Source organism: Bacillus sp. IBL03825 (assembly GCF_024712505.1).
Lineage (GTDB): Bacteria > Bacillota > Bacilli > Bacillales > Bacillaceae_G > Bacillus_A > Bacillus_A wiedmannii.
The window spans coordinates 3,149,082-3,170,688 of sequence record NZ_JAMXKE010000001.1 but is presented as its reverse complement, the minus strand read 5'-3'; the positions used below and the strand labels follow the sequence as shown (position 1 = coordinate 3,170,688).

The 21,607-nt window shown below is 36.4% G+C and carries 21 protein-coding genes, 3 pseudogenes and 1 riboswitch; of the genes and pseudogenes, 16 read left to right on the top strand and 8 right to left on the bottom strand.

The genetic code is table 11. From position 1 onward, the window contains the following. Positions 1 to 24 precede the first annotated feature (24 nt). Entirely contained in the window at positions 25 to 2,334 is a 2,310-nt protein-coding gene (locus NHG49_RS16230) for an AAA domain-containing protein (protein ID WP_142289279.1), read from the top strand. Between the two features lie 75 nt (positions 2,335 to 2,409). After that, a riboswitch (SAM riboswitch) is annotated at positions 2,410 to 2,511 on the top strand. Between the two features lie 88 nt (positions 2,512 to 2,599). Next, positions 2,600 to 3,805 (top strand): M20 family metallopeptidase, encoded by a 1,206-nt coding sequence (locus NHG49_RS16225; RefSeq protein WP_088046556.1) that lies wholly within the window; start codon positions 2,600 to 2,602, stop codon positions 3,803 to 3,805. A 135-nt stretch (positions 3,806 to 3,940) separates the two neighbouring features. Here the strand turns inward: NHG49_RS16225 and NHG49_RS16220 are convergent, their stop codons facing one another. Beyond that, on the bottom strand, positions 3,941 to 4,381 hold the full coding sequence (locus NHG49_RS16220; protein WP_088046557.1) for an Lrp/AsnC family transcriptional regulator: 441 nt from the start codon (positions 4,379 to 4,381) through the stop codon (positions 3,941 to 3,943). 166 nt (positions 4,382 to 4,547) lie between these two features. Here NHG49_RS16220 and NHG49_RS16215 point away from each other — a divergent pair, with 166 nt between their 5' ends. Then, positions 4,548 to 5,312 carry an SDR family oxidoreductase gene (locus NHG49_RS16215; RefSeq protein WP_064475773.1) on the top strand — a complete coding sequence of 255 codons (765 nt, stop codon included), beginning with the start codon at positions 4,548 to 4,550 and terminating at the stop codon, positions 5,310 to 5,312. Positions 5,313 to 5,570: 258 nt separating this feature from the next. Here NHG49_RS16215 and NHG49_RS31715 read toward each other — a convergent pair whose 3' ends face one another. Then, the gene (locus tag NHG49_RS31715; RefSeq protein WP_002170404.1) at positions 5,571 to 5,768 is read right to left on the bottom strand and encodes a hypothetical protein; all 198 of its coding nucleotides are present in this window, start codon (positions 5,766 to 5,768) and stop codon (positions 5,571 to 5,573) included. A gap of 721 nt (positions 5,769 to 6,489) precedes the next feature. Between NHG49_RS31715 and NHG49_RS16210 the strand changes: the two genes are divergently transcribed. The 6 genes from NHG49_RS16210 to NHG49_RS16185 all read left to right on the top strand — a co-directional run bounded on the left by NHG49_RS16210 (position 6,490) and on the right by NHG49_RS16185 (position 11,110). Beyond that, positions 6,490 to 6,999 carry a DinB family protein gene (locus NHG49_RS16210; RefSeq protein ID WP_258126275.1) on the top strand — a complete coding sequence of 170 codons (510 nt, stop codon included), beginning with the start codon at positions 6,490 to 6,492 and terminating at the stop codon, positions 6,997 to 6,999. A 531-nt stretch (positions 7,000 to 7,530) separates the two neighbouring features. Continuing rightward, positions 7,531 to 7,836 (top strand): arsenical resistance operon transcriptional regulator ArsR, encoded by a 306-nt coding sequence (gene arsR / locus NHG49_RS16205; RefSeq protein WP_000046014.1) that lies wholly within the window; start codon positions 7,531 to 7,533, stop codon positions 7,834 to 7,836. A gap of 60 nt (positions 7,837 to 7,896) precedes the next feature. Further along, positions 7,897 to 8,334: an ArsI/CadI family heavy metal resistance metalloenzyme gene (locus NHG49_RS16200; protein WP_064475770.1), complete on the top strand. Its 438-nt coding sequence runs from the start codon at positions 7,897 to 7,899 to the stop codon at positions 8,332 to 8,334. A gap of 18 nt (positions 8,335 to 8,352) precedes the next feature. Continuing rightward, complete coding sequence (gene arsB, locus NHG49_RS16195; protein WP_064475769.1) at positions 8,353 to 9,393, top strand: ACR3 family arsenite efflux transporter; 1,041 nt, start codon at positions 8,353 to 8,355, stop codon at positions 9,391 to 9,393. Between the two features lie 25 nt (positions 9,394 to 9,418). Continuing rightward, positions 9,419 to 9,823, top strand: a complete 405-nt coding sequence (gene arsC / locus NHG49_RS16190; RefSeq protein WP_064475768.1) for an arsenate reductase (thioredoxin) — start codon at positions 9,419 to 9,421, stop codon at positions 9,821 to 9,823. Positions 9,824 to 10,096: 273 nt separating this feature from the next. Then, positions 10,097 to 11,110, top strand: a complete 1,014-nt coding sequence (locus NHG49_RS16185) for a phosphotransferase enzyme family protein (RefSeq protein WP_064475767.1) — start codon at positions 10,097 to 10,099, stop codon at positions 11,108 to 11,110. A 38-nt stretch (positions 11,111 to 11,148) separates the two neighbouring features. Here NHG49_RS16185 and NHG49_RS16180 read toward each other — a convergent pair whose 3' ends face one another. Then, positions 11,149 to 11,283 carry an IS3 family transposase gene (locus NHG49_RS16180; RefSeq protein WP_081257319.1) on the bottom strand — a complete coding sequence of 45 codons (135 nt, stop codon included), beginning with the start codon at positions 11,281 to 11,283 and terminating at the stop codon, positions 11,149 to 11,151. A 63-nt stretch (positions 11,284 to 11,346) separates the two neighbouring features. On the opposite strand from NHG49_RS16180, the pseudogene NHG49_RS31710 reads away from it, so the two are divergent. The 7 genes and pseudogenes from NHG49_RS31710 to NHG49_RS16155 all read left to right on the top strand — a co-directional run. Beyond that, positions 11,347 to 11,453: pseudogene (locus tag NHG49_RS31710) on the top strand (amidohydrolase); the annotation flags it as partial. A gap of 122 nt (positions 11,454 to 11,575) precedes the next feature. Then, positions 11,576 to 12,832 (top strand): MDR family MFS transporter, encoded by a 1,257-nt coding sequence (locus NHG49_RS16175; RefSeq protein WP_064475766.1) that lies wholly within the window; start codon positions 11,576 to 11,578, stop codon positions 12,830 to 12,832. A 15-nt stretch (positions 12,833 to 12,847) separates the two neighbouring features. Beyond that, a pseudogene (locus NHG49_RS16170) lies at positions 12,848 to 12,952 on the top strand (aminoglycoside phosphotransferase family protein); the annotation flags it as partial. A gap of 305 nt (positions 12,953 to 13,257) precedes the next feature. Next, positions 13,258 to 14,268: a LacI family DNA-binding transcriptional regulator gene (locus tag NHG49_RS16165; RefSeq protein WP_064475765.1), complete on the top strand. Its 1,011-nt coding sequence runs from the start codon at positions 13,258 to 13,260 to the stop codon at positions 14,266 to 14,268. A gap of 14 nt (positions 14,269 to 14,282) precedes the next feature. Next, positions 14,283 to 14,494 (top strand): annotated as a pseudogene (locus NHG49_RS31705) (glycosyl hydrolase family 95 catalytic domain-containing protein); the annotation flags it as partial. A 54-nt stretch (positions 14,495 to 14,548) separates the two neighbouring features. Beyond that, a complete protein-coding gene (locus NHG49_RS16160; RefSeq protein WP_374987925.1) occupies positions 14,549 to 15,919 on the top strand; it encodes an NPCBM/NEW2 domain-containing protein in 1,371 nt (456 codons plus the stop codon). 204 nt (positions 15,920 to 16,123) lie between these two features. Further along, positions 16,124 to 16,729 (top strand): DJ-1/PfpI family protein, encoded by a 606-nt coding sequence (locus NHG49_RS16155; protein ID WP_258126272.1) that lies wholly within the window; start codon positions 16,124 to 16,126, stop codon positions 16,727 to 16,729. Between the two features lie 259 nt (positions 16,730 to 16,988). Here NHG49_RS16155 and NHG49_RS16150 read toward each other — a convergent pair whose 3' ends face one another. Genes NHG49_RS16150 through NHG49_RS16130 form a run of 5 tightly spaced genes read right to left on the bottom strand, consistent with a single transcriptional unit; the run spans position 16,989 to position 21,597 of the window. Beyond that, on the bottom strand, positions 16,989 to 17,420 hold the full coding sequence (locus tag NHG49_RS16150; protein WP_064475763.1) for a disulfide oxidoreductase: 432 nt from the start codon (positions 17,418 to 17,420) through the stop codon (positions 16,989 to 16,991). Beyond that, positions 17,417 to 18,097, bottom strand: a complete 681-nt coding sequence (locus tag NHG49_RS16145) for a DsbA family protein (RefSeq protein ID WP_064475762.1) — start codon at positions 18,095 to 18,097, stop codon at positions 17,417 to 17,419. Before NHG49_RS16145 ends, NHG49_RS16150 begins: the two co-directional genes overlap by 4 nt. A gap of 53 nt (positions 18,098 to 18,150) precedes the next feature. Beyond that, positions 18,151 to 18,735 carry an SCO family protein gene (locus NHG49_RS16140; RefSeq protein WP_064475761.1) on the bottom strand — a complete coding sequence of 195 codons (585 nt, stop codon included), beginning with the start codon at positions 18,733 to 18,735 and terminating at the stop codon, positions 18,151 to 18,153. 59 nt (positions 18,736 to 18,794) lie between these two features. Further along, positions 18,795 to 21,248 carry a heavy metal translocating P-type ATPase gene (locus NHG49_RS16135; RefSeq protein WP_258126271.1) on the bottom strand — a complete coding sequence of 818 codons (2,454 nt, stop codon included), beginning with the start codon at positions 21,246 to 21,248 and terminating at the stop codon, positions 18,795 to 18,797. After that, entirely contained in the window at positions 21,238 to 21,597 is a 360-nt protein-coding gene (locus NHG49_RS16130) for an ArsR/SmtB family transcription factor (RefSeq protein ID WP_000336202.1), read from the bottom strand. Before NHG49_RS16130 ends, NHG49_RS16135 begins: the two co-directional genes overlap by 11 nt. Positions 21,598 to 21,607 lie beyond the last annotated feature (10 nt).

Genomic DNA, 21,607 nt, shown 5'->3' with positions numbered 1-21,607 from the left:
TGTTATATGGTATAGTGAGAAAGTATGTTTGGGGAGAAGGAAGGAGATTATACGATGAATACACCTACTCAAACTCCTTCATTATCGGCAACGATGAAAGAGTGGCATTATGCATTAGCGTATGAAATTAAACATTGGAAAACGATAGGTGGTAGTAAAATTTCTATTATGAACGGTCGTTTTTTATATACAGATTATGAAAGTACAGTATACGTATTTCAGCTTATTTCGGAAGTAAGCTTACCTGAAGGTTCACCAATTCGAATTGAGTTTGATGGTGAGGAAGCGACAGGAGAAGTATTATCTGTACATGGATTAGAAATAGAACTGAAATTAAATGATTATATACAAGGTGAAATACGAGAAGCTGTTTTATACAGTGAACCGTGGCAATTGTTAGAGCAACTACAAGAGCGATTGAAAGAGGCACATAAAGATAAGTTAAAACGTAATCGTATAAAGCGTCTTGTTGATGGGACGAGCAGTCCGAAACATATTGAGAAGATGAAAAATCCGAAAAATGAATTGGCGTATCGTTCGTTTTACAATCCGACAACGTACGTGTGGGGACCGCCTGGAACAGGGAAGTCTTACAATTTATCACGTATTATTTCGGCTCATTATCAAAAAGGAAAATCGGTACTTGTATTAGCTCATAGTAATGCGGCAGTAGACGTATTAATGAGCGAAGTAACGAAGCAAATTGAGAAAAAAAAGAAATGGACACCTGGCGAAATTGTTCGTTACGGTTATAGTCAACATGAACATATACGAAATCATGAAACATTACTTACGTCGAAGCTAGTTGAAACGACGAACGGATCTTGGGGAGAAGAAAGACTCTATTTAGAAGAGACACGACAAGATCTTCGTGAAAAGATTTTATCATATAAAGCGACTTCTGCTGATAAGAAGCGTATACAAGAGATTGAAAATGATCTTCGAAAGCAAAAAGCGAAAATTAAAGAAGTAGAAAAAGAATACATTGAAAACGCGAAAGTAATCGGCGCAACTTTATCGAAATGTGCCATTGATTCACTTATTTATGAGCGTACATTTGATTTAGTTGTCGTAGATGAAGTGAGTATGGCATATGTTCCGCAAATTGCATTAGCTGCTTCACTTGGAAAACGTATTGTCGTTTGTGGTGACTTTTTACAGTTACCTCCAATCGCGATGGCGAACCATGAACTCGTTCGAAAATGGCTCGGGGAAGATATGTTTTACCATGCCGGGATTGTTGAGTCTGTCAATAAATCAGAAGCACATCCGAACCTCTTTATGCTGCAGGAACAAAGACGTATGCATGCGGATATATCGAAGTTTACAAATTCATTTATTTATAAAAATAGAGTATATGATCATCCGTCTGTTTCAGAGCGTAAAGAACTTGCACAGCTACAACCGTTCGCAAATGAGGCAAGTGTTTTATTTGATACGAGCTTAATGGGAGCCTTTTCGTTAAAAGACGCTGCTTCAGGTTCTCGTTTTAACATTATGTCTGGTTTAGTAGCGATGCAAATGATGTTAATTGGACTGTTAGATGGTGTTCAATCGATCGGTGTTGTTACACCTTACAGGGCACAATCCCGCTTTTTATCAACGTGTATTAGAGAAATGTTGCAGAGAACGAAATATCAAAACATACCAGTTTTAGCAGCAACGGTTCATAAGTTTCAAGGTTCTGAAAGAGATATGATGATATTTGATACGGTGGATAGTTATCCGCAAGAACGACCTGGTGTGTTATTCTTTGACCATAAAAACCATCGCCTCGTCAATGTAGCCGTAACGAGAGCGAGAGGGAAGTTCATTCAATTATCAGATTGCCATTATATGCGTAAAAACCTTTCGAGAAAACAAGCGTTATCACAATTAACGGCTCATATAGAACGTCACGGAGATGTGTATGATCGTACGACATCAAGACAATTGTGGGAACGAAAAATTTCGAAACGTTTACGCTGGTTTATGGAAATGAATCTTGAAGAACCGAAAGGGCTATTGAAAGATATTTTAGCTGCAAAACGAAAAATTATTATTTCACTTCCAAGCACAAAACAAGTGGATAAGCGAGTATGGCAAGCGTTAATGCGTACAAATGCGCAAATAACGGTGTATAGTGATGGACCAGTTCCATTGAAAAATGTAAAGTTACAAAGGCAAAACAAAGCATTCCCGTTTATCGTAATCGATGATGAAATCTTTTGGGCAGGGGCACCGCTCACATCTCAAATGATGTTTGAAGGTAGTACGGAATTTCCGTACGTATGTGCAAGACTGCAAGCACCAGAAACAATTGGTGTGTTAAAAGGGTTTTTAGATATTCGGTAAATTCGGATAGGAATTCCTTGACTTTTGCCTGGAATGAACTTAGAATGAAAATAATTTAATACAATTTTATGAAAATTCTTATCACGAGAGGTTGAGGGACTGGCCCTATGACACCTCGGCAGCGGATTCTTTATGAATACTGTGCCAATTCCAGCAAGGTAACTTGAAAGATAAGAAAGAAGCTCATTTTGACTGTATATACAGAAGCCTCTTTCTATCTTTTAGAAAGAGGCTTTTTTACGTGAAAATAAAAGGAGGAAGAAAAATGGGAGCGACAGGAGTAACGTCACAAAGAAAAACAATTGAAGAGAGTATAGAAAGAAATAAGGAAAAGTACATAGAAACAAGTCATAATATTCATGCGAATCCGGAGATTGGTAACCAAGAATTTTACGCATCAAGAACGTTAAGTTTGTTGTTAGGAAGCGCAGGATTTCAGTTGCAGCACAATATAGCTGGGCATGAAACAGGATTTATCGCGCGAAAAAGTTCAGGGAAACAAGGACCAGTCATCGCATTTTTAGCTGAGTATGACGCTTTACCAGGACTCGGTCATGCATGTGGTCACAATTTAATTGGCACAATTAGCGTTGCAGCAGCGATCGCGTTATCAGAAACGCTTGAGGAAATCGGCGGAGAAGTTGTCGTGTTTGGTACTCCGGCTGAAGAAGGAGGGCCAAACGGTAGTGCGAAAGCGAGTTATGTAAAAGCGGGGTTATTTAAAGATATTGATGCGGCACTTATGATTCATCCGAGCGGAAAGACAGCGCCAACGAGCCCTTCACTAGCAGTCGATCCAATTGATTTTCATTTTTACGGAAAAACAGCGCATGCCGCAGCTTCACCGGAAGAAGGTATTAACGCATTAGATGCAATTATCCAGCTGTATAACAGCATCAACGCACTTCGCCAACAACTTCCGTCAGATGTGAAAATTCATGGTGTTATTACTGAAGGCGGAAAAGCACCTAACATTATTCCTGACTACGCCGCAGCAAGGTTCTTCATCCGCGCAGCAACGCGAAAAAGATGTGCGGAAGTAACAGAGAAAGTAAGAAATATCGCAGAGGGAGCAGCATTAGCAACAGGCACAAAAGTGAAAATTCATCAATTCCAAAATGAAATCGATGAACTACTCGTAACAAAAACATTTAATGACGTCGTAGCCGAAGAACTAGAATTACAAGGTGAAGACGTAAATCGGAAAGAAAGATTTGGCATCGGCTCAACAGACGCAGGAAACGTAAGCCAAGTCGTACCGACCATTCACCCGTACATTAAAATCGGTCCAGACGATTTATTTGCGCATACGAATGAATTTAGAGAAGCAGCACGTTCAGAATTAGGAGATAAAGCATTAATTACATCCGCAAAAGCACTAGCAAATACAGCGTATCGATTAATTACAGAAGAAGGGTTGTTAGAGAAGGTGAAGGAGGAGTTTAGAGAGGCGCAGAGAAATCAGGGATAGGTGAGAAGGAGACGTATCTCTGGATTTTCTAGTAGGAAATTGAATGAAAAAAGAACCAGCCTATGGGTGGTTCTTTTTATATTATATAAGAATTTTTCCACATACACTCGGTATCTTTATCTTAGTACCCTCTTATCAGAACGACAATTTCTCCTCAAACTCACTCTTTAAAACAATTAGAGGAGACGATAATCCAAATTGCATTAAAGAGTCTAAAAATGCAGCGAGGGAATCCATCGAATCGCTCATGACCTTCATCATATAATTAAACTCCCCGCTAATTCGATATAAATCAGTTACTTCGGGAGCGGCATTACAAAATTGGATGAAATCAGAGCATTGACTCGTTTTAAACATGATGAATGCTTGAATGTTCTTATTAATTTTAGAAGGCTCAAATTTTGTTCGGTATGCAGCTATAATGCCTTGATCTTCAAGTTTGTTAATGCGTTCTTTTACAGCGGGCTGCGTCATGGATATAATACGTCCTATTTCTGAAACAGAAATTCTCGCATTTTCATGCAACAAGTTCATAATTTTATGGTCAATTTCATCTAGTTTTACTGCGTTTTTCATTGAATAGCCCCCTTTTTTATTTTCTAAAGTAAATCGTAAATTATAACTATAATATCATAAGTGAAGGAACTAAATTACCTATAAATCTATATTTAAAATTATTAGTATTTGCTTAAAAATATAAGTATAGGATTTAGTAAACGAAAATGTAGGAAGGGTGGAAAAAATGAAGAATCTTGATGGGAAAGTAGCGTTAGTAACAGGGGCGAGTCGCGGTATTGGTCGTGCGATTGCGATGAGATTGGCAAACGACGGTGCATTAGTTGCAGTTCACTACGGCCGAAATAAAACAGCTGCAGATGAAACAATTAGTGAGATTGAATCTAATGGAGGAAAGGCATTCTTAATTGAAGCAGATTTCAATTCAATTGATGGTGTCAAAAAGATAGTAGAACAATTGAAGAATGAATTACAAATAAGAGTTGGTACATCAGAGATTGATATTTTAGTAAACAATGCAGGGATAGGTACACAAGGAACAATTGAAAATACGACAGAAGAAGTTTTTGATGAAATTATGTCTGTAAATATTAAAGCACCGTTCTTCTTAATTCAGCAAACATTACCGTTATTACGAGCGGAGGGGCGAGTTATTAACATTTCATCAGCTGAAGTAAGACTTGGTTTTGCAGGGTCCATTGCATACGGTTTAAGTAAAGGTGCACTAAATACGATGACACTTCCTCTAGCTAAACATCTTGGAGAAAGAGGGATAACAGTGAATACAATTATGCCTGGATATACGAAGACAGATATAAATGCGAAATTGCTAGATAATCCGGAAATACGAAATTTTGCTACGAATTCATCTGTGTTCGGACGAATAGGGCAAGTTGAAGATATCGCAGGTGCAGTCGCATTCCTTGCTTCTTCTGATAGTCGCTGGGTAACAGGGCAAATTTTAGATGTTTCTGGAGGATTTTGTTTATAGGGGCACTACTTCATACACATCAAGCTAATATTTTCATATCCCCCTAAATTAAAATTTTCTTTCTCTACAGATAGCTATTCTGAGAAGCCGCTCATTTTTTCGTTTTGGGGGCATTTCTTTTTCTTAAGTTGATGGGTATGACAAGACACGAATTTTGCACGCTAAGCAAAAAAACAATAAGCTGTCCACATGGACAGCTTATTTACATAATTCTCGTTATTGGAAGTAAAGTAAACCTCTCTTATTCAAAGAAAGGCATTACATGCTATTCCGAATGCAATAAAACAAATAAAATACTAAGACAACAACAGTAATAATACTCGATGCTGTTCTGAAAGTTTTGTTTTCATACGTTTTATTTAACAAGAAGAAGAACAAAACGACCCAGACCCCGTTGGAAAAGAATGATGTTAGTGCATTGAAAACAACTCGAAACGCAAACATAGAGTCTTCCATTAGTTTTCCACCCTCCTTTTTTTCCTTATTTTACCATTTAAGAGAAATGATATGTTGTTTGATTTTGGTTGTATATTCTATACATGTGAGGTTAACATAATGTCTCATTATCGGTAGCAAGTTTTTCATAGAATCCTTGTTTTTACTAAATTTTTTGTCTCTATGTCTATCTATCACTTATACAAGATTTTATACATCATTGATATAGCGGAGATTCTAGGGATCTTCGCTATTCTTTTTTGCATAAAATCTTGTATAAAAAAGTAGTTAGACTAGTGTGTTTTACTCCGTTTCATTTCAAAATATAATTGGAAATTCATCTTTAAATTAAAAAAAGAAGGGGTTACCTATATATATTAATAACTTCGAAATATTGTATGACAGATAATTTTTATCCCGCTTTAATGGGCAGTAAGACCCCCACCTCAAAATTCAGCGAAAGCAAAGAAGTTAGGTGGGGGATCAACTGCCCATAAAAGTCCGATTGGTTCAACTAATAATCAGTGGGGGATGAAGAAAACCCCCACTGATTAAAGTTTCACTTTATGCATTATTGATTAGCATTGCTTATTGTGCTAACGAATCAGGATAGTGTGGCGACCGACAAACTAAATAGTTGCTTATCCTCAATTATTAGAAGGAAAGTTCTATCATTTCGAGAATTTATTAGACATAGACGAGTGCTATAATTTTCTATATGTACATAAAGAGGTGACTATGCATGAATCAAAGACCGTCAGAAGAAGAATACGCCGGGAACTCCGGCGAATATATCCGTTTGGTGCCGGACGGTAACATCATCGATATTCTGTTCGCCCAGGAAAAGCAAATGACTGAGCTCCTGGCATCGTTGACCGAAAGCCAGGCCGCATATCGGTATGCGGAAGGAAAATGGACGCTGAAAGAAGTCGTGGGCCACATTGCAGACGCGGAACGCGTCATGACCTACCGCCTGCTCCGGTTCGCAAGAGGGGACCAGACGCCTCTGACCGGTTTCGATCAGGAATTGTTCATACCTCCTTTCGGAAGCTGGACAACCGCGCAATTGGTCGAAGACTACCGGGCCGTACGGCAATCAACGATCACATTGCTGCGCGGGCTACCGGCGGAGGCGTGGACCCGTAAGGGTACAGCCAACAACCTAAGCATTACGGCGCGCGCCCTCGCGTACGGCATAGCAGGACACGAACTTCATCACATGGGGGTCATCCGAAATCGATACTTGAGTTAATCGTCGGCTGAGGCCTTTGGAATGGAACTAACACCTCTCATACAACCTTAGATACCGTTCTTATTGGGGTCCCGCCCCACAACCATCAACTTAAGGATTTAGACTATTTTTGAAATTAAAAGCACATTACTATTCTCTTATGTTAATGAGAAAGGGTGACGTGCTTTTTATGAATATGCACCAAAAACAAGAGTTATCTTTATTTGCCGAAGAGTTATATCGATTTTTTTCATTTGGGGGTATTTGTTTTTCTTAGCTTGATGGTGATGGGGCACTACTCTATAATGATCAAATTAAAATTTAAAACAGTTATAGAGACTCCATTCCTCGGAAACATTGTAACTATTAAGTTGTAAAAAGAACCATAGTTTTTCATTTTTGAAAAAGCTATGGTCTTTTTTAATTGTAACAAAGATAGGATGCGAGGAAGTTTTTGTAAATCAAAAATAATGATTAATTAGTTGCATAATAAATTAATCAGCGTATATACTATAAATATCAAAAAAAGTTGATGAAGGGAAGTGAACTACGGTGGCACAAGATTTTCAGCTCTATGAAAAAAAGTTTAAAGCGTTGGCGGATCAAAAGCGTTTAGAGATTATGTATGAGCTTTGTCAGCGAGGCCAGACGTGTGTATGTGATTTAACAGAGATTTTTGAAATGACGCAATCTAAGTTGTCATATCATTTAAAGATTTTATTAGATGCGGGTTTAATTGTAAAAGAAACAAAAGGCACTTGGAGTTATTATGATTTAAATGATGCGGAAGTAAATAATTTATTATCAGAAGAATTGTGCTGTATTTTTAGAAAAACAGGAAAAGGTAGCTGTTGTTAAAATTTTATATTATTAATCAAAAAAAATTGATTAATAACATATAAAGAGGAGGAGTAAGCTATGAGATATGTTCACGTTGGTATAAATGTTACGGATTTAGAGAAGTCTATCGAATTTTACGAAAAGGTATTTGGCGTATCACCAGTAAAGGTGAAAGTAGATTATGTAAAATTTTTATTAGAGACACCAGGACTTAATTTCACGCTGAACGTACGAGATGAAGTGAAAGGAAATCAGGTAAATCATTTCGGTTTCCAAGTGGATACAGCTGAAGAAATTACATTACATAAAGAAAGATTAGAAAAAGAAGGTTTCTTCGCGCGTGATGAGATGGATACGACTTGTTGCTATGCAGTTCAAGATAAGTTTTGGGTAACGGATCCTGATGGGAACGAGTGGGAGTTCTTTTATACAAAAGCACATAGTGATGTTCATAAAATAGAAGAACCATCTTGTTGTACGACTTCTAACGTAGTAGATAAAAATTCTTGTTGTTAATAGGAGATGGAAAATAAAATGAAACGTTTATCTTTTCTAGATCGATATTTAACACTATGGATTTTTCTAGCTATGGCTGTTGGGATTGGTTTAGGGTTTGTGTTTCCTAGTGTAGTAGAAGGACTGAATACATTACAAGTTGGAACAACGTCTATCCCACTAGCTGTCGGTTTAATTGTCATGATGTATCCACCATTAGCGAAAGTTCGTTACGAGGAAATGGGCCGAGTATTTAAAGATGTAAAAGTATTGGTTTTATCTTTAGTACAAAACTGGATTATCGGACCTGTACTTATGTTTGTTTTAGCAATTATTTTTCTTCCTGATAAGCCAGAATACATGGTCGGACTCATTATGATTGGTTTAGCACGTTGTATTGCAATGGTGATTGTTTGGAACGACCTTGCTGATGGGGATAAAGAGTATGCGGCAGGTTTAGTGGCTTTTAACTCAGTATTCCAAATGTTATGCTTCTCCGTTTATGCATACGTGTTTGTAACAGTCATTCCAGAATGGTTAGGAATTGAAGGGGCTATTGTCGATATTACAATGGTAGAAGTAGCGAAATCAGTATTTATCTATTTAGGAATTCCTTTTATAGCAGGTATGTTGACACGTTTTGTACTCGTTAAGTTAAAAGGAAGACAGTGGTATGAAAAGGTGTTTATACCGAAGATTAGTCCACTTACATTACTTGCATTACTATTTACAATCATCGTTATGTTCTCTTTAAAAGGGGAGATGATTGTTAGCGTACCACTAGATGTAGTAAGAATAGCGATTCCATTATTAATCTATTTTATTGTGATGTTTTTTGTTTCTTTCTTTATGGGAAGAAAAATTGGTGCAAACTATTCGGTAACTACAACGTTAGCATTTACAGCAGGTAGTAATAACTTTGAGTTAGCGATTGCTGTAGCAGTTGGTGTGTTTGGTATTCATTCGGGCGCAGCATTTGCAGCTGTTATCGGACCATTAGTGGAAGTACCTGTCATGATTGCACTTGTAAATGTCGCTTTTTGGTTTAAGCGTAAATATTTTAATGATCAACCAGTATAATTTAAAAACAAAGGCGGAAAACAACATGGAGAACAAAAAGACAATTTATTTCTTATGCACAGGAAATTCATGCCGAAGCCAAATAGCAGAAGCATGGGGCAAACAATATGTAGGAGATAAGTGGAATGTATATTCTGCAGGAATCGAAGCACACGGAGTAAATCCAAATGCTATTAAAGCGATGAAAGAAGTAAATATTGATATAACGAATCAAACATCGGATATAATTGATACAAACATTTTAAATAGTGCTGATTTAGTCGTTACGCTTTGTAGTCATGCGGATTCTGTTTGTCCTTCGACACCTTCGCACGTAAATCGTGTCCACTGGGGATTTGATGACCCAGCAGGAAAAGAGTGGTCTGAATTTCAACGTGTTCGCGATGAAATTGGAAAACGTATAAAGAGATTTTCTGAAACAGGGGAGTAAATAAAGGAAAGAGCCAATCTTCTATCGTATAGGGGATTGGTTCTTTTTCTATACATGGTCACTACTGCATTGGTTTACAACAACTATCTCAACGAATGTAGAATGTTATGTAAGAATGATATAGTTAGAATAGTAGTCCGACTCTATTAAATTTACACATATAATACTATTGATAATTAATGATGAATAGAATTTTGGTTTTTAGAGTAATTGAGATAGTAATCATAAAAAATAGTATGTAATAATACTTTTTTCATATGAAAGGAAAAAAGGATGAAACAAATAATAAAAGACATATTAATAAATTATTTTAAAGAAATTCATTCACTAATAGTGGAAGAAGAATTACATAAGAATAGTTGGCATACAGATCTACACTATAAAATCATGGTGAATGGGAATCGGTATTCCGCACGGTTTATAAATAGCGACCGAACAATCAATCCAGCTTTTGGGACGTTATCAAATGAAGAATTGAAAGAGCAAGTACGGTTTACATATTATTTACGAGAGCATGGGATTCCATTTATGCAGATTAAGGAGAATAGGGCAGGAGATTCCTTTACGTTTGTCACTTGGAATGATGAACAGTATCGGTTTGTATTGTCTACTTGGATGGAAGGAGAACATGTTACTCATTGTACAGAAACGATGGCAGAAGTCTTTGGAAAGGAAGCAAGAAAGATACATGATATTTCTAGTACGTTTCAAAGCTCGACTTTTCAAAAGAAATCTCATTTAGATGGATATGGTGAGTTTATAAAGTTGTTAGAAAATAAGAGTGGTACATGTAAGGAATTAAGAGGGTATATAGATCTCGCTAAGTATCATATAGAAAGCGCATATACGAATGATTTAGAGTATATAGTACAAACAGATTTAAATCCTTTAAATGTCATATGGGATGCAAATCAATGTGTAAAAGGAATTGTAGATTTTGAATCGATTGGATATGTTGATCGTATGGAAGGATTAGCCTTTTTAATAAAATGGTACTCCCGGATAGAAGGAATACAGTCGCATAAAGTATGTTCGGAAGTTGCTAGAGCATTTTTAGAAGGGTATGGAGCTAATAACATTTTAACTTCAAATGATTATAAAAGACTTTCTTCATTGCTATGGTTATCCGGCAGTTTAAATTGGAACTTTGTTAAAAAGACGATGAGTCTATTAGATGACGAGAGTGAATTAGTAGAACATTTGAGAGTTTATAAAATAAGGGGAGAAAATCTATCTGTATTAGTAAGTAGAGGAAGAGTCAATTCTGAACAGCCCCCTGTCAAGTAGACAAGGGAACTAATAAAACCCCCTAAGCGGCTTTAGTTCTATATTCCATGGGGATGAGGCCGTTTAGTTGTTTTTGGAATGTCGTAATTATAAAACTGAATGTACTCGTCTATTGCTTGATTTAGTTCCTCAAACGTATCGTATTTATGTAAGTAATATTTCTCGCACTTAATAGTTCCTTAAAAGACTCCATTGGCCCATTATCATATGCCTGTTTTTATCTATCCGGGTTTGATAACCAAGAGTTTTACGCATTAAGAACGTTGAGTTTATTGGTAGGAGTGCTAGTTTCCAACTGCAGCACAATATAGCGGGACATGAAACAGGTTTTCTCGCGCGCAAAGTTTAGATTCCTATATTAATTTGTAAAATAAATTCCCTTTATGTTATTATGTTTTCCTTGGATTAAAAGTTTATAAAATGTATAGTAAATATTTTATAAGTTAAAATAGGGGATGTATTATATTGAAATGGTTATTATGGGACCGAAATTTAAAAACTAGATTGATTGGCGAGACTATGTTCAATACATTGTTTTGGATGTATTTTCCGTTTATGGCAATATACTATAGCGATGCTTTTGGTAAAACTATTGGCGGGATTTTAATGGCAATTATACCTCTTGTAGGTATAATAGGTAATTTATTAGGTGGATATTTAGCTGATCGATTAGGACGCCGCCCTGTCATGCTATTAGGCACAATCATACAGGTAGCAATGTTTGGAGTTTTTGCTTTATCTCATTCACATTGGATTAATTATTTAGCCTATATTGGTATTGGGATTAGTGGGGCAATCTACAGTCCAGCAAGTTCTGCAATGATAGCTGATATAGTACCAGAAAAGGATAGAAGGGTCGTCTTTGCCACTTTTGTTACAGCCAATAATATCGGTGCTGTATTTGGACCGGTGTTAGGTTCATTTTTCTTCTTTCATTATCGAAGTGAATTGTTATGGACTTGTACAATTGTTACATTTATTTATTTTATAGCAATCTATTTCATAATTAGAGAAACGTTTCCAGAAGCTTCTAAAAATAATGGGGACAAAAACAAAATATCGAAAATCTTTAAAGAACAATGGAATAATTATACGAAAATCTTTAGTGATAAAATTTTCGCTCTTTATATAGTTGCTGGAATATTCATTATGATAGCTTTCATGCAACTCGATCTTTACCTTGCGTTATATGTAAAAGAATTTGTACCAACACAATCTCTTTTCTCATGGAGTACTGGTTCGTTCTCTCTAAGTAATACTGAAATTTTCGGATGGATGATGGGGTTGAATGGGATTCTATTTGTTTTATGTTCTCTACCTGTTGCAAAATACTTTGAGAGTTGGAGCGACCGAAACGTTTTAATTATCTCTAATGTTTTATTTGGAACGGGTATGTTTTTAATAGGACTCACAACGAATATATGGCTATTGTTCGGGTTTATGGCAATATTAACAATTGGTGAATTGATCCGTTCACCAGTTGTACATAGTTTTGTCAGTAAATATGCACCTGAAAATGCTAGAGGACAATATATGGCAGCATCCAATTTACAATTTACCATTGGGCGCTTTATTGCACCCATTATGATTGTATTTTCTACATGGTTATCTCCAATTGTTGTGTTTGGCATTATATTACTTTGTGCCCTTGTTAGTGCGGTTTTCTATGTAAAAGTATTTCGAATGATTTCAAATACAAACATGCATAATTCTAACAAATAGTGATGTTATTGCCATTTAGGTGACGAGAGTGAATTAGTAGAACATTTGAGAGTTTATAAAATAAGAGGAGAAAATCTATCTGTATTAGTAAGTAGAGAAAGAGCCAACTCACACGAGTAGGCTCTTTCTTTTTATGTACTACGAATCTTCGTAATAGTACGATGCTGCGGCATTCCTCCCATAAAATATAAGCCTAAAAAACGCCCATGTAATCATAAAAAAATGACCCCATTCACACTTTACGGGTTATCTGATGTATAGTTGTATTTTTTTATAAAAAATGTTTTTAAAAAGTGTTGAAATATTTTGAAAATTAAATTATTATTATCCATGTAAACTACTAAGTAATCGTTTACATGGATGGAATAAAGCTTTAAACGAAACTGAAGTAAACGATTTCTTGAAAACTTAGAAAGAGTGATGAAATGGCTAAGTCTACAATTAAAGATGTTGCAATGGAAGCGAATGTGTCTACAGCTACAGTATCTCGGGTGTTAAATGCAAGTGGATTTGTAAGTGACGACATTAAAGATCGTGTTTATTTAGCTGTGAAAAAACTTAATTATCAACCGAATGCGATTGCTAGAAGTTTAAAGCAAGATAAAACATACACGATTGGTGTTGTGATTCCTGATATCACAAACCAATATTACATGACGATTTCAAAGGCGATTGAAGATATTGTACAGCAAAAGGGGTATAACCTTATTTTTTGTAGTAGTCATGAAAATCCTAAAAAAGAGGATAAATTGTTGCAACTACTAGTGGAGCAACGGGTAGATGCGATTGTGTTGGCGACTGCTGGAGGTTGTGAAGAAAGAGTAAGAAGTATTCATCAAGCCGGTGTACCAATTGTTTTAGTTGATCGGACTGTTGAGATTGGAGATTCAAAATTAGATTCGGTTATAGAAAGTAATTTTGAAAGTGCTTATACATTAACGAGCTATCTTTTAAAACAGGGGCATAAATCAATTGGTCTTGTGAATGGATTGTTGAACGTAAGTACAGGTAAAGAGCGTTATGAAGGATTTCAAAAAGCTTTGGAGGATTTTGGTATTCAGGAAGATGAAAACTATACGTTTAATAGCACTTTCACTAGAGAGGGTGGAATGAAAGCAGTTGATTATTTTCTTAATTTTACTGAGAAACCGTCAGCTATTCTAACCTTGAACAATGAAATGGCATTCGGTGTTCTTCTTGAATTAACGAGGAGAGGATACTCAGTACCAGAGGACATAGTGATCGCTTCATTTGGTGATGTGGAAGCAGCACAATTATTACGAGCACCTGGGATTATATCAGTAGCTCACAAACCATATGAAATGGGAGAAAGAGTAGGTGATATTTTACTAAAGCGTTTAAACAATGAAGAAGGCCCTTTTAATGAAATATTTACACCGAAATTACTAATAGATGCACAAAGTGTAAGTATTTAAAACGATTAGAAATAATGATTTTCTTTCAGATAAAAATCGGAAGGGGGATAGAAATGCTAAAAGGAATACCGAAAATAGTTACTCTAAACCATCGTGGTGATGAGGGAACAGGCTGGAGTAAAGCGAATAAAATTAACTTATGGGCACGTTTGTTAGATGGTGACCATGCTTATAAAATTTTGCAAGGGAGCTTACAGGAAGTACGCTCAGCAACTTATTTGATACGCATCCACCGTTTCAAATTGATGGAAACTTTGGTGCGACATCGGGAATTGCTGAAATGTTAATTCAAAGCCATACCGACTCCATTCAACTATTGCCTGCACTTCCGAAAGCTTGGAAGGACGGTTCTTATAAAGGACTAAGAGCACGCGGTGCATTTACAATTAATGCGGACTGGAAAAATGGTGTTCCTACAGTTATTCAGGTGACTTCTGATCATGGAAACGATGTAAATTTAAAAAGTCCAATGTTCAATACACCATTTACTTTAACAAGAGTTGGCACGAATACATCAGTGCCATTTACGAAGGATGGCGATACGATTTCCTTTAAAACGGAACAAGGTAAATCTTATAAAATTGAGTCTATGCTTAGTTTCGATTTAGAATCTACGAACAGTGTAACTGCAGGAAATACAGTGAAGGTAAAAGCTCATTTATCAAACTTTGGTACATTGAAATCTTCTTCTGGAGAAGTAGTTGTAAAGGCTCCTGAGAGCTGGAATGTGAAACCGATTCAAGTAGCTTTTGAAGGTATTGAACCAGGAGGATCTAAAACAATTGAGGCGGATTTACCTGTTCCTATCGATATAGTCGCTAACAATTACGCCATTGAAGCGGAAGTAAACACAGATAGTGGGACGGTTAGTAAATCGAATCAAATAGAAGTAACTCCAGCAGTAAAGCTCATTTCGGCAAAAGTAGAACCAAATCCAATTAGCGCTGAAGGTGGTTCTACTACATTAAAAGTAAAGGTTCAAAATGAAATAAAGGAAAAAGTGACGCCTGGCAAAATTGAGTTGCAATTACCAGACGGCTGGAATGCACAGCCATCAACAACGGACTTTCAATTACCGGCAGGAGGAGAGGAAACATATTCGTTTGTTATCACTCCACCAACTCAGTTTAAAGGAATGAAAGAAATTGGGGTCTCCGTAAAATTGGGGAATTCGGTCGTGACTTCAACGAAAGTGCAAGTTGCTTCTGGTGGTATTTATCTTAGTGATATTCCATGGGTAAAAGCAACTGCTGGATGGGCAACAGTTCAAAAAGATAAAAGTACTGACGGAAACCCAATTTCATTACTCGGAACGACAGGCCCGGTTACGTATAAAAAAGGGATCGGAACGCATGCAAAATCAGAAGTTACCTATGATATATCAAATGCAACGTACAAACAATTTAATTCCTATGTAGGAATTGATCAAGAACCTGGCGGTAAAGGCGGTTCGGTCGTATTTAAAGTACTACTTGATGGAGTGGAAGTATTTAATAGCGGCAAAATGTATTATAATACCCCGGCCAAATTTGTTGATGTTGATCTTACAGGTAAGAAAGAATTAAAACTAGTAGTTGACGATGCAGGTAACGGTAATGGAAATGGAAATGATCATGCGGACTGGGGAGATGCTTGGTTGAGTTATAAATAAAGATAGGCTAACAAATCTAAAAAAAAACGCTATTCTTTCTGTAGAATAGCGTTTTTGTATGTCTACTTTTATATTTGATGCATTTTACTTATTTGTTATAGGAATTTAAAACTTCTTATCTAAAATATTATATAAAGTTATATTTTCTGCCTATAGCTCGTAAATAACCGATAAAGTGATTTTTAACGATGAGGTGTTCGAAAAATGAAAATACAAATTGTATTGTTTGACGGTTTCGGAGAACTTGTCTCCTTTGCACCTTTTGAAGTACTGAAAAGAGCGATAGAAGAAGGGGCTCCATTTACGGTTGAACTCGTATCAAGTGAACGAAAACAAGAAGTTACTACTTCGTTTGGAGTTACGATTAAACTACATGATTTTTTACGAATGGATAATCGTCCAGATTTGTTAATTGTACCTGGTGGTGGCTGGAATCATAAAGCTAAACACGGGGCGCGAAAGCAAGCTGAGCTTGGTACTTTGACTAAAATAATTAGAGAGATGCACAATGAAGGAACGATTGTTGCTGGAGTTTGTACTGGAGGTATGTTACTAGCTGCATCCGGTATATTGAATGATAAAAAGGCAACAATGCATCATTTGGCGCAGAGTGAAATTCCTACATATGGGGCAGAATTTCTTCCTTACAGAATTGTGGATCAAGGCGATAGTATTACCGCAAGAGGAGTTACTTCAGGGCTTGATTTAGGACTTTGGATCACGGAGAGATGTGCAAGTCCTAAAATTGCGGCTGCTGTTGAATATAGAATGGAATACGAGAGGCGAGGGGTTGTTAGTAGGGAGTCATAATAAAAATAATACGTCATGTAAATCTAAAATATTTATGGAAATGGCAAGTCCTAATCCAGTTATCGTGTATGAGTAAATGGTAGCCATATGTGGATTCACTTATCAAGGACCTAAAATATAAAAAAAGCAGGAGATCACGAGTGATTTCCTGCTTTTTTCGTCTATAAAACTATTGTTCTTACAGTCGGGGTTTTCATTATACTCACAGTAACAAGGAATGCGATTTAAAAGCTCGATTTCTTTTTCTACCATTACCATATTAATTCGATCTCGTTAACAACATAAACAAAGTAATGAAAGAAAAAGCAATTAACGCTAAGAAGGGGATCGTTATAAAACCTAACCAATTAATATAATCGACATTACAAGGGACACCTTGCACGCACGGGTTAATCTCTGAAACGCCAGGGATTTTTTGTATTGCATAGTGATAAAGTGAAATACTCCCGCCGATAATAGAAATTGTTAATACATATTTTTTTATGTTTTTTTCATTACAGAACGTTGCAATGCCTAAAATAATACAGAGCGGATACATCATAATTCGTTGGTACCAACACAATTCACACGGTATGAACCCAAGAATCTCACTGAAAAATAGACTACCTAGTGTCGCTATCATTGATACAATCCATGCAAAATATAAAGTGTAATTACGCCATTCAAAATGCTTATTTGTTGTACTCATCATTTCTTGTCCTTTAATGCTTTTTCAATTAAATTTTTGATTTGTTCATAATCATAAGGGTCAGACAACATTGTTCCATTTATGACAATGCTCGGTGTTTGTTCTACACCGTAATCTTGCGTTAGTTTTTCATCTTTATTTACTTCTTCTTGCGCTGTTTGTTTTTTCAAATCTTCTTCAAGTTGAACAGCGTTAATACTTGGTGTATATGTTTTCGCAATTTCTAATAGTTTTTCAGGAGTAATCCATGGATCATCATGATTTGCTGGTTGTGCGTTAAATAATTCTTTATGGAAGCTCCAATATGCTTGTGGGTCTTGTTTATAAACAGATTCAGCAGCTAAAGCAGACAATTTAGATTCCGTTCCGTGGAATAAAACATTTACATATGAAAATTTAACTTTTCCTGTATCGATATAGTCTTTTTGAAGCTGAGGGAAGACGCGCTCACCCCATGCTTTACAAGCAGGACACTTAAAGTCGCCAAACTCAATAATAGAGACTGGTGCATCTTCTTTTCCTAAAGTAGGTTGCTTGCCGATAGGGGGTAAATCTTTTATTACTTTATTTGTCGCAACTTTATCTTCTTTATTTAAAACGACGAAAGCTGTAACAGCAGCGAAAATGATTAATGTGGCAACGAACAATAATTTGATGTGAGAACTTTGCTTTTTTTTCATATAAACACCTCGGATTTTTTAAGTTTAATAGAAACATAATAAGTAGTTTTTAGTTAGCGAATTCTTTTAATATCACGGATCATATCTTCATATGGCGTATTTTGAAGGCCTGAATACTTCTTCACAACTTTCCCATCTTTATCTACAAGATAAAAGCTTGTACCATGTATAACTTGTGTATTGTTTTCTGGTTTCGTTACAAGTGTTTGGAAGTTATTTTTTGCAAACTTTTCAATTTCTGGTCGTGTATACCCTGTTAAAAAATGAGTTCGCTTCGCATCCATTTCATATACTTTCATAAACTCTGTTATTTTTTCAGGTGTGTCCACTTCAGGATCTACACTAAACGAAACAAACTCTACATCTTTAATACCTTCTTTTTGCAACATGTTTTGAAGTTTTGCCATATTAGCTGTCATAGGAGGGCAAACGGTTTCACAACTTGTAAAAATAAAATCGGCTAACCAAACTTTATCCTTCAATTCAGATGAACCAAACTTTTTTCCATTTTGATCTGTAAAAGTAAACTTTTCTACAACCCAATTGAGTGAATCTCTTAATTTACTATCACTACATGCTCCTAAAATCGTAATGATAGAAATAAGTATGAGTAATGTAATGACACGCATTTTTTTCATATGTACATCCTTTCAAAATTTATTTAAGGTACGGAGCTACTAGGTAGCCCCGCATCTTATTATTTGTTTCGTAATAAACGCATACTGTTTAGGATTACAATAAGCGCAGCGCCTGTATCACTTAGTACAGCCATCCAAAGAGTAAGCCAGCCTGGGAAGATAAAGGCAAGGGCAATAAATTTAATAATCAATGAGAACCATATATTTTGTTTAATAATGTACAATGCTTTCCGGCTAAGTTTCATCGTAAACGGAAGTTTTTCAAGATTATCTGCCATTAATACAATATCTGCCGTTTCCATTGCTGTATCAGTTCCAGCACCGCCCATAGCAATTCCTAGATTTGCAGTAGCGAGGGCGGGGGCATCATTAATACCGTCTCCAATCATAGCTACTGTTTTTCCTTCAGATTGAAGTTGTTTTACAGCATGCACTTTATCTTCTGGAAGTAAGTTAGCAAAATAACGATCTACTTTTGCTTTCTGTGCAATATGTTCAGCTGTTCCTTCATTGTCTCCTGTTAACATAACAGTTTCCTGAATACCTGCTCGTTTTAATTCTTGAATCGTTTCATAAGTCGTAGAGCGAATGGAATCTGCTACTGAAATCATTCCTAAAATCACTTTGTTCGTTCCAACAAGTATTACGGTTTGACCAATTCTTTGCATTTCTTCGATTGGTTCGTTCCACATTTGAAGTGAAACACCAAAATCTTCATATAATGCTTTATTTCCAGCGTAATAGGTCTTGCCATCTATCGTGACCTGTGCACCTTTTCCTACAATGGCGCGGAAATCTGTTCCGCTTTGAAGAGAAGTTTGATGTTCTTTCACATATGTTGTAATGGCTTTTGCAATGGGATGATTAGAATATTCTTCAATTGTTGCGGCAATGGATAGTAATTCATCTTCCGTACAATCTAAGCTTCGCACATGCATTACTTTTGGTTTTCCTTCAGTCAATGTACCTGTTTTATCAAATGCAATAGCATTTAATGCACCTGCAATTTCTAGTGCAGTACCACCTTTAATAAGTACACCGTTTCTTGCGGCATTTCCTATTGCAGATACGATTGCAACAGGAGTTGAGATAACTAAAGCACAAGGACACGCAACAACAAGAAGTTCTAACCCTTTATAAATCCATTCCATCCATTCACCCATACCAAGAAGGGGAGGGATGATCATGACACCGATTGCTAATACAAAAACGATAGGTGTATAGATTTTTGCGAAACGATCCACAAATGCTTCTGTCGGTGCTTTCTTTTCCTGGGCTTCCTCTACAAGGTGGATAATTCGAGATAACGTAGTATCCTCAACGAGTTTAGTTACTGTAATCTCAAGTGAACCTTCCTCATTAATCGTCCCCGCATATACGGAATCACCAATTTGTTTATCAATTGGGATAGATTCACCAGTTATCGGAGCTTGGTTTACAGTAGAAGTGCCGCCTGTAACTGTGCCGTCTAATGGGATCTTTTCACCAGGTTTTACAACAATTGTTGTATGCACTGCAATATCATCTACAGATTTTTTTATAAGTTCAGTTCCAACTTTTATCCAAGCTTCTGACGGTGCTAAATCAATTAATCCGCGAATAGATTCTCGTGTACGTTCAATTGATTTATTTTGCAAAGTTGCACCTAATGCAAATAGCCAAACAACGGTTGCACCTTCTAGCCATTGACCAATTAATACAGCACCAATTGCAGCTGATATCATAAGAACATTCATATCAAGTGATTTACTTCTAATTGCATAAAAGGCGCTTTTAGCAGGTTTATAACCACCGATACCGATACTCGCCGCATAGAGAAGTGTAATAAGAAGAGGTGATATGTTTGTAAAACTTCCTCCAAACCCTAAAGCTAAAAATAATCCTGAAAGAATTAAAGTTGTATTTTTAGCTTTTTGAACAGGAGCGGACCCTCTGCGGGCTCCTGCTAAGGAAGCCCCAAACCCTGCATTAGACACTTCTTTTATAATGTCATCCACATCGCGGTCATGACGAATATGCATTTTTCCAGTAGCAAAGTTTACTCGAACTTCTTCTACGCCTGAAACATTTTGTAGATGTTTTTCGATTGTTAAGGCACACGCCCCGCAATCCATTCCGTCCACTACGTATGTTTGTACACTGTCTCCTACTATTTTCTGAGTAGCACGAGTAGGAGATGCATCTTCGCATGAGTTGTCACTACAGCAAGAAGACTTTGATGTCGTTTGTTCTTTTTCTAGAGCTAATTCAGATGAACAGCAGGAAGAACTATTTTCTGTTTTTATAGAATCATTGTTACTACTGCAACAAGAGGTTTCCTTCGTGATAGGAACAACTGGAATCTCTTTATTAGAGGAGCAACATGATGAAGGTTCTTTTGGAATCTCTTCTTTTATAGTTTTGTTTTCAGTACTACAATAAGAAGTTTTCTTAGCAATAGAAACAACTGGAATCTCTTTTTTTGAAGAACAACATGACGAAGTTTGTTTTTCCTTCTCGTTCTTATTTGTCATGACAGTTTTCTCCTTTTTGAGATAAACAAGCATCGTTTTTATCACATGATGCTACTTCATTTTGTACTTCATGAAAAACGACATCAAACATAGTGAGTAACTGTTCAATTTGCTTATTGCGTAAGGAATAGTGGACGTATTTTCCTTCCTGTCTACCTAGGATGATTCCGCATCCTTTTAAACAGTTTAAGTGCTGAGATATATTTGACTGATTTCCTTGCGTGATTTCCACAATTTCAGATACTGTTTTTTCACCATCCATCATACATTGAAGAATTTGTAATCTTGTTTTATCAGCAAAGCCACGGATGAACTTGGCTTTTACATCTGAATCATTTGAGTTGCACAATTGTATCCTC